The following is a 10,274-nucleotide window of genomic DNA, read 5'->3' as shown; positions in this document are numbered from 1 at the left end:
GGAGCGAGTAACTCCCACTCCTGATCGGTGAGTTCATGGCGACGTATCACCTGACCATGATCCACCACCCGGTGATCTTTGAAGACGGACCCTAGTCCCTCCCGCACTCCGCGGCGACGGCGACGCGATCTTGAAAGCGTGCACGGTACGGCGAGGCGGTTTCCTGACGTGCGTGGTCCGCTCTCTCGAGGAGAACCGGCAGGTTACGGGTCAGGGGGGCGGGCGAGGATGTCCTTGGCGTGTTCCTGAAGTGATCTACGAGGATGTACCCCGACGGGCCGGGAACTTGCGCACCGACCCCCTTGCACGCCGTCTCACCAGACGTCGGGCATCCCCGAGGCCCAGTCGTTCAGAAGCTTGGAGGGGTCCAGCACGACGGGCAGCTCGGTCAGTCCGCGGAACGCGGGAAAAGGCACGGTCAGCCACTTAACCTCGTCGTCCGGCAGATTCAGGGCGAGCTTCGGGAAGCGCTGGAAGAGCGAGGTCAAGGCGATCTGCATCTCCATCCTGGCCAGCGGCGCACCGAGGCAGTAGTGCGGCCCCGTACCGAACCCCAGATGACTGCTCTGCACGCCCGGACGGGCGACGTCGAAGGTGTCGGGGCTCTCGAAGGCGGCGGCGTCCCGGTTAGCCGAGGTGATCGCGATCTGCACCAGCGCCCCCTTGGGGATGAGCGTCCCCGCGATGGTGATGTCCTCGAGGGCGTGACGGAAGGTCGCGTTCTCGACCGAGCCGTCGAAACGGATGACCTCCTCGACGGCGTTCGCGAGAAGTTCGGGCGACTCGATAACCTGCTGGAGCTGCTCGGGATGCGTGAGCAGCGTGTAAACGGAATTGCCGATCAAGTAGGCGGTCGTCTTGTGGCCGGCGAACAGCAGGACCCACAGCGTGGACAGCAACTCGCCGTCCGTCAGTGACTCCTGGTCGTCGCTCGTCTGGATGAGGACGCTCAGCAGGTCGTCCTCGGGGGCCTTCCGCTTACGGGCGATCAGGACCTCGAAGTACTCGCGGAGCGCGGTCTCCGCCTCGGCCAGCCGGTCCTTGTCCTTCTTGCTGAACCCGGTCCGCGCGACGACGCTGCACCACTGCTGGACCTCCTGGCGCTCCTCCTCGGGGACGCCGATCAGCTCGCAGATCACCTGGAGTGGCAGCGGGAAGGCGAAGGCCGACAGCAGGTCGACGGGCTGCCGGGATGAGCACTTGTCGAGCAGCGCATCGGTGATTTCCTGGATCCGTGGGCGCAGTGCCTCGATGCGGCGGGGGACGAAGGCACGGCTGACGATCCGGCGTAGCCGCGTGTGCTTCGGCGGGTCGGCGAACAGCATGTTGTCGTCCAAGGCGATGGAGGAGTCGCCGAAGATGGATCGATAGGCATCGATGGCCGCGTACATGTCCTTGCTGATCCGCGGGTCGGCAAGGGCTGCCTTCGCGTCCTCGAAGCGCGTGATGAGATAGGAGTCCACACCGTGCGGCGGGGTGAGGCGGCACACGGGAGCGTTCTCCCGCAGATGCCGATAGACGGGGTGCGGGTTGGACCGGTACACCGGGCACCCGCGTGATGCCGCATCCACTGCATGGGCTGTCTCGTCCCCGGTCTTCTGCTCCTGCAACTGAGTCATCGACGGCCCTTCTTCTTCCCGCGGTGGCACGATTCGGCTGTCGTCGGAACGCAGAAAGGTATTGACGTCAACCGAAGCAGGGAAACGCGATTCACTCCGCCGCTGACCGGCTTTTCGGCGCGGCACGGGGTCGGGAAGAGACGAATGCACCGTGCGGGGGAAAGCTCAATTGCCGACCCCGACGCCGTATGGCAGGTTCGAACCCAGCGCCGCCGTGATGACGGATTGCCGCCCGAACTCCCTGTGGGTTGATGAAAAAGGACAGGCCGTGGAAAGACACGACGTAGAAGAGGTGCCGGTACTGATCGTGGGCGGTTCACTTGTCGGACTGTCCGCGTCGGTGTTCCTGGGGAGACTGGGCGTCGGCCATATGGTCGCCGAACGCCGGGCCGCCACTTCCGAACACCCCCGGGGCCGGGGGAACAACATGCGGACCATGGAGTTGTTCCGCACCGCCGGCCTGGAAGCGGACGTCAGAAGGGCAGCGGCGCCCCTGTCCCGCAATCACGGCATCATGCAGACGGACAGACTGTTCGGGGGTGAGAGCCGATGGCTCTCCGCCCGTCTCACCGGCGGGCCCCCCGAGCAGGGCGTGTGTTCCACCCGGCGGTGCGCGTGCAGCCAGAACGACCTGGAGCCGGTCCTTCTGGCCCACGCCCGCGAACTGGGCGGGGACGTGCGCTTCGGTACGGAGCTGGTCTCCTTCACCGAGGACCGCGACGGCGTGACGTGTGAACTGCGCGAACGGGAGAGCGGCCGGACCTACACGATCCGCACGGCCTACCTCCTGGCGGCCGACGGGCCGCGCAGCCCCGTGCGCAAGCGCCTGGGCATCGGACAGAGCGGCGGGGGCGACCTCTTCCACAACGTCAGTGTCACCTTCCGCAGCAAACAGCTGGGCGAGGTGGTAGGCGATCAGCGCTTCCTCGTCTGCTATCTGAACGGGGCCGAGGGCGACGGCGTGCTGCTGCCCGTCGACAACGAGGAGAAGTGGGTCTTCCACATCCCGTGGTTCCCCGAGCGCGGCCAGACGCTGGAACACTTCACCGATACACGCATCAGGGACCACATCAGGGCCGCCGCCGGCGTACGGGACCTGGATGTCGAGGTCACCGGGCGTGCCCCCTGGCACGCGGCCGACCGGGTCGCGGACCGTTACCGACAGGGACGCGTCTTCCTTATCGGTGACTCGGCTCACGAGATGCCCCCCACCGGCGCGTTCGGATCCAACACAGGCATCCAGGACGCTCACAACTTGGCTTGGAAGATCACCGGGGTGTTGCACGGCTGGGCGGGCGACGGACTGCTCGACTCCTACGAGAGCGAACGGCGGCCGGTCGCCCTCGCCACGATCGCCCGGGCCATCGAGCAAGCAGCACGCGAGGAGCACCCCGGCTATGCTGCCGCGCAGGACCCTGGCCAGAGCACGGACCTGATGACCGTGGCCCTCGGCTACCGCTACGTCTCCACGGCCGTGTCCGGCGCTGACCCCGAAGCGCCGACCATCCCGCAGACGCTTCTCCTGCAGGCGGACCCCGGCACCCGCGCCCCGCACATGAGCGTCCTGCACAACGGGAACACCAAGTCGACCATCGATCTGTACGAGCGGTCCTTCGTCCTGCTCTCCGGCCTTTCGGACGGGCCGTGGCCAGCGGCCGCTCACGCGGCGGCGGCCTCGTTCGGCGTCCCTTTGGTGTCCTACCGCGTCGGCGTCGGCTCGGACTTCGACCTTGACGTCACGGCCGCCCAAGGGGTCCACGACGGGGGCCGCGACGCCAGCTGGGCCGATGTCCACGGCGTCTTTCCCCAGGGCGCGGTACTGGTCCGCCCCGACGGATACGTCGCCTGGCGCTCCGCGGACCTCCCCGCGGACCCCGAGGCCGAACTGACCCACGTCCTCGAAGGTCTCCTCAGCCGCTAATCCCGCTTTCCGAAGAGCCCGTTGACCCCTTCACCGTAGGGAGCCCCTCCATGAAGGCCGACCTGCAAGCTCCGAGCCACATAGGTCACCGCACCGCAACGCGTGACGACGACGCCCGACACGAACGAATTGACGTCCACCATCACTACACCGCCCCCGAATGGGTGCAGTGGGCCGAGCAGAACGGGTTCGCGGACCGCAACAGCCTGCCTCCGTGGACCCGGTGGGACGAAACCACCGCGCTGAAGCTGATGGACCGCACCGGCACACGCACCAGCGTCCTCACCGTCGCCATCCTGGGACGCTTCCACGACGCGGCGGCACGCAAGGAGAGCACGCGAGTCGCCCTCGACGCCGCCGGCGCCCTGGCCACCAGGCATTCCGGCCGCTTCTCCTTCTTCACGCCCGTCTTCCTCGACGACCCTGCACTCTCCCGTTGGTCCGTCTCCCACGGAATGGACCAGCTCGGGGCCGTGGGCGTCAGCGCGCGCACCAGCACGGGCGACACCTACCTCGGCGACCCCGCGCTCGACCCGCTCATGGCGGAACTGAACGAACGCGCCGCCGTCATCAGTACGCACCCGATGCAAGTGAGCACCTCCGGCGCTCCCAAGGGCGTACCGCCGTTTGTGTGCGACTTCCTGATGGACACCACCCGCGCCGCTTTGAGCCTGATCATGAACGGCACCCTGGACCGCTTTCCGCGGCTCACCTTCATCCTTCCACACGGCGGCGGGTACCTCCCCTACATCGCGAGCCGGATCGAGGTCTTCGGCCGCCAGCTCGTCCCCGCTGTCGATCCCGGCCGTGTCCAGGATTATCTGCACCGCTTCTACTACGACACGGCCGGTCCGATGTCGTCGTCCGCGACCCCCACATTGCTGGCCGCGGCGGGACCTTTCCGGATCCTCTACGGAAGCGACTGGCCGCCCACCCCCACGCGCGTGGTCACCGAGGTGACCACGCCCGCTCTCGACGGGGATCCCGCCCTCGGCGACCAGGAACGCGGCCACATCAACCGCGGGAACGCTCTGCGTCTGATGCCCGCGCTTGCTCCGGCCTGAGCGCGGCCGGACACCTCACGCGGACCACCCGATCCATCGGTGCGACGGCAGTGTCCCTTCTTCCGCTCGCGCTGAGGGCGAAGGGACACTGCCGGGTCCGCCAGAGCCCGGAGCCGTTGGGGCGGCTCAGCTCAGCACAGTCCGGCCGGGAGCGAGATCCGGCAGAAGTTGCCGCGGAAGAGGTTACTGTCCTTCGTGGCGTTCTGGTTGACCAGATCGGCCGGAATATTGCCGGTAACTGAGTTCGTCTCGACACGGTTCTTGCTGTTGGCCACGCCGACCATGCTCTTGAACAGCACCACCCCGCCCGACAGTGGCGACCGGCCGCGGTTGCCCTCGACCACGTTGTGCGTCAGCAGAGCGCTTTCCGCGCCGGACAGTACGATTCCGGAGCCCTGCACGAACGGCAACCGGGCCGTCTTCGCGCAGTACTTGTTGTTGCGCAGCACAAGGTTGCGGCTGACGGTGAGCGCCCCTGCCCGGGGCTTGTTCTCGTCTCCGATGACGATCATCCCGGTGCAGTTCCCCGCCATATAGTTCCGCTGAACCGTGAGGTTGCGCAGACGCAGAACCGTCAGGCCGTTCCGGTTGCCCTGCAGGTCGTTGCCCTCCACGACCAGACCCTGGCTGTCCGTGGCCCCCTTCTCCGACATCGTGGTGTTGGCGAGGTATAGGCCTGCGTCACCGTTGTCCCGGGCCATGTTGTTCTTGAACACACCGCGCGTGGAGTGCTCCTGCGAGATACCCCACTTACCGTTCTTGTCCGCCCTTACCCGCTGCACGGTCAAGCGGTCGGTGGCCAGGGACCACAGGCCGACGCTGGAGAAGCCCGTCACCGTCAGGTCCGAGACGGTCACGTCCATGACGGGCTTGTTCCTGAGCCCGACGACGCAGATGCCCTTGCCGCCCTCCACACAGCCGACGGCTCCCCTCGGAGTGGGCACGGCCTTCTTCTGGGGAGGCACGATCACCGTGCCCGGCCCGACACCGCGCAGTGTCAGTCCCGAGGTCTTGATCGTGACACTCTCGTGGTATGTGCCGGCCTGCACCAAGACCGTGTCACCGGCCTGGGCGGCGTTCACCGCCTTCTGAATCGACTGGCCCTGATGCACCGTCAGGGTGCGCGCTGAGGGGGATACCGCCGAGGCGGGAAGAGCAGCCGGGCCCACACCGAGAAGCACGGCGGCGATCGCGGTGTAGCGTGCTTGGTTCCGTTTCATCTTCGGAAGATAGAACCGAATCGGCAACCTTCCGCGCGACACTCGCCCGCATACAACTCAAAGGGTGCAGAAAGTTCATGTGATTGGCTGCGTGCGAACGAGATCGGAGTATCAGCGGTGGCAGCCCTCATGGTCCGGACCTAGGCTCGCTGACGGAATCGAGCCCGCGTGAAGGAATAAGGATGCCACAGGTCAACGATGAGAGCCTTGCCCAGACGAGCGATACAGTGAATCAGCCACAAGCATTCCTGGGTGTTCGGCGTTCCGCCGTCCAGCACACCAACCTAATCCCTGTTCTCCTGGTCCTCAGCGTCATGATGGTGGCACTGTGGCTCACGGGGATGCCGTTCCTGCAGGCATTGACCATTTCAACAGCGGTGAAAATTTCGATGGCCCTTTTCGCGGCGCGTCCGCCGTGCGCCTCCAAGAACTGACGCCCAGCGGCAGCCTGCTCGGACGGCAGAGGACCGACCGGCCCGGGGCGCGCCCGCCCCCAGGCCGGCCCCGGCCTCAGAGGTCGTTCGCTTTCCGAATGCCGTGTGCGGATTCCGCTGGTTGGCTTGAGATTGCGGCTGTGGCGGGAGTCTCGACTCGTTGCTGATCGAGTCGGCGTGGGGGTGGCGGATGCCGTCGATGCGGGCGGTCCTGGAAACGCGGCGGAAGGCTGCTGCCGCGCGGGTGGAGGAGCTCGAGCCCGAACTGGAGCGGGTGCGGGCGGACTTGGTGGATGCCGAGGAGGTTCTCTGGCTTCGGACGATCGGCCTCGAGCAGTATCTGGAAGCGCTCGCCGAGGGGGAACAGCCGGCCGAGACGGTCGTTGGCCCGTCGCCGAGGAAGCCGGTGGGCCCGCGCCGTGCGGTGCCGCATCGCCAGAACGCGGCCGGGGTCGAAGACCTGTCGGTGGACTACCAGGCGGTGATGGCAGCCGCGGCCGAGGCCGGGGGTGACGGGCTGGGTGCCCGGCGGGCGGCCGTGGTGCTCGGCTGGGACAGTGCCTCGGCCTCACGCGTCGAGGGCGCGAGAGCACGGTTGAAGAGGCTGGTGGAACGGGGCTGGCTGGTGGAGACAAAGCCCGGGAGGTTCACCCTGCCGGCAGAACAGCGCACTGATGAGGCTGTGCGGCCAGGCGGCGGTTCATGAGGGCGATCATCGACCAGCGGATGACGGCTTCGCTCGTGTCGGTGCGTCGTTCGTAGTCCCGGACCAGGCGGCGGCTGCGCAGAAGCCAGGCGAAGGACCGTTCGATGACCCAGCGGCGGGGCAGTGCCTGGAAGCCTCGGACGTCCTCGCGGCGGCGGACGATGTCGAGGACGAGCCCGAAATGCTGGCTGGTCCAGTCGGTGAGGTGGCCGGTGTAGCCGCCGTCGGCCCAGACCCGCGCCAGCCTCCGGAAGCGGCCGGCCGCCACTGGCAGAAGGGACCGGGCGCCGTCCCGGTCGGTCACGGACGCCGGTGTGACCAGCGGGCCAGGAGAAGTCCGAGCGCGTCGGTGAGCAGGTGCCGCTTGCGACCGTTGATCTTCTTGCCCGCGTCGAAGCCCCGTGAGCCGAAGGTGACGGTGGCGTCCGCCTTCACCGACTGCGAGTCCACGACCCCCGCGCTCGGCTCGGCGCTGCGGCCTTCACCGGCGCGGACGGCTTCCCGCAGCCGGTCGTGCAACTCGGTTACCAGTCCCGTGTCCCGCCAGCGGGCGAAGAAGGCATAGACGCGCGGCCAGGGCGGGAAGTCCACGGGCATCGCCCGCCACTTGATGTCGTTGTCGACGAGATAGCGCACAGCGTCGATCATCTGCCGGTGGCAGTAGCCCTCCGGACGCCCGCCGCGGCCCGAAAGCCAGCCCGGAACCGGCAGCAGGTCCCTCACCACGGCCCACTCGGCATCGCTCATGTCCGAGCCGTATCGGGGCCGGCGCTGCGGCCGATCGACCGCGTTCCCGAACCTGTGGGCGAGGCAGTCACACCCACGAGTGGACGAACTGGACTCGGCGACCATGACCACGCGACACTTCGACAACAGGGCCTCTTGCTTCTCGCTGGAGTTGACATCCGCGAGCTACCAAGAGGCCCTTCCTCCATGCACTCACCCCGGACAACTCACCCGAACCAGGCCCCCGTTCGAACCTGTCCGACCGCGCGAGCGGATAGAGAACAGGCAGTCAGACCCCGCTGCCCGCCTTCTCACCGACCCCGCTCTCCCCCGCGCCTAGCCCCCGCGTCGCTGCGAGGTTTTCGTGACGTGCCTGCGCCCGGCGCTGCCGCAGATCGGCCACGGCGAGGACCAGGGCGGCGGCGATGAAGGCCGTGGCGGTGAGCAACCCGAGCTGAAGGGCCGCCGCGGCACGGCCGTGGCGGGAAAGATGCGCGAAGTACACAGCGCCGACCACTGCGATGCCCACGGCCGAGCCGATGCGCTGGCCCGTCTCCATCACCCCGCCGGCCGCGCCGGCCCGTTGCATCGGCACGGCCATCAGGGTGAGGGTGAGGTTGGGAGAGACCGTGAGACCGGACCCGATCCCAGCGATGACCAGCGGAAGCACCACCGCCCAGCCCACGCCCTCGCCGGGCACCAGCTGAACAGCCGACGCGACACCGAGCAGGCCGAGAACCACCGCACTCAGGCCGATGACGATCAGCCTACGGCCATAACGCATCACCAGCCGACCTCCGATGGCCGCGCCGACCGCCGAGGCGGCCGCGAACGGCAGAATCGTCACGCCGGCGGCAAGGGCGCTGAAATCCGCGGACTCCTGCAGGAACAGGGACAGGACGAAGAAGATGGTGGCGAGCCCGGCGAAGAAGGTGAGGCTGATCAGGGCGCCAAGCGTGAAGGAGCGCTGGGTGAAAAGGTCCAGGCCGACCAGCGGCGCCTTACCCCGGTCGGCCTGGAACCTCTCCCACAGCCAGAACACCCCCAGCAGCAGCGCGCCCACCGGGACCAGCACCCACTTCGTTGGCCCCTGCCACTGCTGTCCCTGAACCAGGGGCAGCAGCAGCGAAAGCACGCCCGCGCCGAGGAACAGTACGCCCATCGGATCGAACTCCTCCCGTCTGTGACCAGGCACCGGGAGGCGGGGCAGCAGCCGGCGCCCCGCGATGAAAGCAGCCATCCCGATGGGCACGTTGACGAAGAACGCCCAGCGCCAGCCGTCGTCCGTGCCGAAGGCCTGAATCAGCAGTCCACCCGCGAGCGGACCCGCCGCGGTGGACGCCGCGACGACGCTGCCGTGGAATCCGAACGCCCGTGCCCGTTCGCCGCCCTGGAACATCTGCTGGATCAGCCCCGAGATCTGCGGTCCGATCACACCTCCAGCCGCCCCTTGGAGCAGCCGGAACACCACCAACCAGGTGGGGCCGGCGGCAAGACCGCATCCCACCGACGCGGTCGTGAACACGGCGATGCCGAGCAACAGGGCCTGGCGGCGTCCACGTAGGTCGCCCAGCCGTCCCGCCGGCGCCAGGGCAAGCCCGAAGGCAAGGGCGTACCCGGACACCACCCAGGACTGAGTAGCTTCGGAGGCACCGAACCCCCGTTCCATGGAAGGCAGAGCCACGTTCACGATCGAGATGTCGAGCAGCGAGATGAAGCCCGCCGCCAGGCATACCCCGAACGCCTTCCACCGCCGATCGTAGAGAACGGGCCGGTCCGATTCTGTGATCATACGAGTACGCTATGCACTCACATTGGGTAGCACCAGCGGGGGACGGAAGCCGGAGCGACGGACGGCATCCCCAACAGGTCCTCGGTGATCCCCGGGGGCGCGTACTCCGGCAGCTTCGCGCTCTCGGCGCGTTCCTGGGTCGTACGTGGCTCTCGTGCCCGGCGCCGGCGCGCGGGCGAGCAGTAGCGCGCGAAGCTCATGGCGCGCCTGCCCGCAGAGAGGCCGAATCAGACAAATCAATCGGAATCGCCGTCACAAGCACCCGAAGCCAACTGGGGCCACCGAACAACCGGCCGCATAGTAGGGGTGGGTATGGTCACGCCGCCCCTGGTGCGCGGCTCGCCGCCACTGACGGTCGCATAGGGCTCGGCCGCCTGGCCACCGCGACAACTCGCTGGCCAGGGCGACACACCACCGCCGAGTTCCTCCACCGTCCAGCCGGTGATGTCCGGCAGCGGGCCGTCCCGCAGCCCGCCGACCGGCGTCGAGTACGTCCGCCTCGCTCACCAGGACGTAGACGATCGCGGCGAACAGCGTCTCATCAGACGTGTCCTGTGTCCCGCCGCCCTGCGGCCGCACCTTCGACGGCGGGATCAACGGCTTGGCGATCTCCCACAGCCCGTCCGGAACAATCTAACTCCATGCACCACGCCCCATGGCCAGCCCAACGAGCGATCACCACATAGGACACGGTCTTACTGGCTGTTCTCATTCCGCTCGGGTGGTCGGTCGGGTTCGAACAGGGGCCTGGTCCGGGTGAGTCTGCCGGTGCGGACGCATAGAAGAAGGGCC

At 67.7% G+C, this 10,274-nt stretch carries 9 protein-coding genes and 1 pseudogene; 4 read left to right on the top strand and 6 right to left on the bottom strand.

What is annotated here, in order from left to right:
• Positions 1 to 314: 314 nt before the first annotated feature.
• Entirely contained in the window at positions 315 to 1,619 is a 1,305-nt protein-coding gene (locus tag ACZ7FF_RS44500; protein WP_470820416.1) for a cytochrome P450 family protein, read from the bottom strand.
• Positions 1,620 to 1,887: 268 nt separating this feature from the next.
• Between ACZ7FF_RS44500 and ACZ7FF_RS44495 the strand changes: the two genes are divergently transcribed.
• Both ACZ7FF_RS44495 and ACZ7FF_RS44490 read left to right on the top strand, forming a co-directional pair.
• Positions 1,888 to 3,540: an FAD-dependent oxidoreductase gene (locus tag ACZ7FF_RS44495; protein WP_470820415.1), complete on the top strand. Its 1,653-nt coding sequence runs from the start codon at positions 1,888 to 1,890 to the stop codon at positions 3,538 to 3,540.
• A gap of 50 nt (positions 3,541 to 3,590) precedes the next feature.
• A complete protein-coding gene (locus ACZ7FF_RS44490; RefSeq protein ID WP_470820414.1) occupies positions 3,591 to 4,604 on the top strand; it encodes an amidohydrolase family protein in 1,014 nt (337 codons plus the stop codon).
• Positions 4,605 to 4,735: 131 nt separating this feature from the next.
• Here the strand turns inward: ACZ7FF_RS44490 and ACZ7FF_RS44485 are convergent, their stop codons facing one another.
• A complete protein-coding gene (locus ACZ7FF_RS44485; protein WP_470820412.1) occupies positions 4,736 to 5,824 on the bottom strand; it encodes a right-handed parallel beta-helix repeat-containing protein in 1,089 nt (362 codons plus the stop codon).
• Between the two features lie 182 nt (positions 5,825 to 6,006).
• Between ACZ7FF_RS44485 and ACZ7FF_RS44480 the strand changes: the two genes are divergently transcribed.
• Together ACZ7FF_RS44480 and ACZ7FF_RS44475 are read left to right on the top strand one after the other, a co-directional pair.
• The gene (locus tag ACZ7FF_RS44480) at positions 6,007 to 6,258 is read left to right on the top strand and encodes a hypothetical protein (RefSeq protein ID WP_470820410.1); all 252 of its coding nucleotides are present in this window, start codon (positions 6,007 to 6,009) and stop codon (positions 6,256 to 6,258) included.
• A 199-nt stretch (positions 6,259 to 6,457) separates the two neighbouring features.
• Positions 6,458 to 6,964 carry a hypothetical protein gene (locus ACZ7FF_RS44475; RefSeq protein ID WP_470820418.1) on the top strand — a complete coding sequence of 169 codons (507 nt, stop codon included), beginning with the start codon at positions 6,458 to 6,460 and terminating at the stop codon, positions 6,962 to 6,964.
• Here the strand turns inward: ACZ7FF_RS44475 and ACZ7FF_RS44470 are convergent.
• From ACZ7FF_RS44470 to ACZ7FF_RS44455, 4 genes and pseudogenes are all read right to left on the bottom strand, one after another.
• On the bottom strand, positions 6,906 to 7,268 hold the full coding sequence (locus ACZ7FF_RS44470; RefSeq protein ID WP_470820408.1) for a transposase: 363 nt from the start codon (positions 7,266 to 7,268) through the stop codon (positions 6,906 to 6,908). The genes ACZ7FF_RS44475 and ACZ7FF_RS44470 overlap by 59 nt on opposite strands.
• Positions 7,265 to 7,711, bottom strand: a complete 447-nt coding sequence (locus tag ACZ7FF_RS44465; RefSeq protein ID WP_470820406.1) for a transposase — start codon at positions 7,709 to 7,711, stop codon at positions 7,265 to 7,267. Before ACZ7FF_RS44465 ends, ACZ7FF_RS44470 begins: the two co-directional genes overlap by 4 nt.
• 268 nt (positions 7,712 to 7,979) lie before the next feature.
• On the bottom strand, positions 7,980 to 9,482 hold the full coding sequence (locus ACZ7FF_RS44460; protein ID WP_470820404.1) for an MFS transporter: 1,503 nt from the start codon (positions 9,480 to 9,482) through the stop codon (positions 7,980 to 7,982).
• A 501-nt stretch (positions 9,483 to 9,983) separates the two neighbouring features.
• A pseudogene (locus ACZ7FF_RS44455) lies at positions 9,984 to 10,115 on the bottom strand (IS5/IS1182 family transposase); the annotation flags it as partial.
• Positions 10,116 to 10,274 lie beyond the last annotated feature (159 nt).

The organism is Streptomyces sp. NPDC037126 (assembly GCF_055605965.1).
Note: the sequence above shows the minus strand (reverse complement) of the source record. Positions and strands in the feature narration are given on the sequence as shown.

Coding starts and splice junctions, on each gene's coding strand:
- ACZ7FF_RS44500 (WP_470820416.1), bottom strand. CDS start 1,619: ATGACTCAGTTGCAGGAGCAGAAGACCGGGGACGAGACAGCCCATGCA.
- ACZ7FF_RS44490 (WP_470820414.1), top strand. CDS start 3,591: ATGAAGGCCGACCTGCAAGCTCCGAGCCACATAGGTCACCGCACCGCA.
- ACZ7FF_RS44485 (WP_470820412.1), bottom strand. CDS start 5,824: ATGAAACGGAACCAAGCACGCTACACCGCGATCGCCGCCGTGCTTCTC.
- ACZ7FF_RS44480 (WP_470820410.1), top strand. CDS start 6,007: ATGCCACAGGTCAACGATGAGAGCCTTGCCCAGACGAGCGATACAGTG.
- ACZ7FF_RS44475 (WP_470820418.1), top strand. CDS start 6,458: ATGCGGGCGGTCCTGGAAACGCGGCGGAAGGCTGCTGCCGCGCGGGTG.
- ACZ7FF_RS44465 (WP_470820406.1), bottom strand. CDS start 7,711: ATGAGCGATGCCGAGTGGGCCGTGGTGAGGGACCTGCTGCCGGTTCCG.
- ACZ7FF_RS44460 (WP_470820404.1), bottom strand. CDS start 9,482: ATGATCACAGAATCGGACCGGCCCGTTCTCTACGATCGGCGGTGGAAG.